This is a genomic window from Variovorax sp. PCZ-1 (assembly GCF_018413605.1).
Taxonomy (GTDB): Bacteria; Pseudomonadota; Gammaproteobacteria; order Burkholderiales; family Burkholderiaceae_C; genus JANMDU01.
Genome location: NZ_JAHCDN010000022.1, coordinates 1 through 637 on the forward strand (window position 1 = coordinate 1; position 637 = coordinate 637).

At 66.4% G+C, this 637-nt stretch carries 1 pseudogene; it reads left to right on the forward strand.

The features are described from left to right. Window positions 1-637 (forward strand): annotated as a pseudogene (locus tag KIH26_RS16920) (DUF11 domain-containing protein); the annotation flags it as partial.

The window sequence follows — 637 nt, forward strand, 5'->3', positions numbered from 1 at the left end:
CCGCCACCCTGACCATCGTCGTGCAGGCCAATGCCGCCACCAACGGCCAAGTGGGCAACGTCGCCAGCGTCACCAGCACCACCAGCGACCCGACCCCGGGCAACAACAGCGCCACGGTCACCGTCACCGTCAACCCCAGCGCTGATCTACGTATCAGCAAAACCGCCAGCGTCACCAGCGTCAACGCAGGCCAGACATTCAGCTACACCATCACCGTCTTCAACGCCGGCTCCAGCACAGCCGCCAACGTCACCGTCACCGACCTGGTCTCCGCCAGCCTGACCGTGGTCAGCGTCAACGGCGCAGGCCTGGCCGCCACCAACAGCGGCAACCAAGTCACCGGCACAGCGGCTACTCTTGCCGCCAACGCCACCGCCACCCTGACCATCGTCGTGCAGGCCAATGCCGCCACCAACGGCCAAGTGGGCAACGTCGCCAGCGTCACCAGCACCACCAGCGACCCGACCCCGGGCAACAACAGCGCCACGGTCACCGTCACGGTTTCGCTAGCGGATGTCTCCATCACATTTGACCTGCCCGCCAGCGCCCAGCCGAACACCACGGTGAGCGCCACGGTGACTGTGGCCAACCTGGGCCAAGGCACGGCCAGCAACGTCGTGACCACCGTCACCTTGAG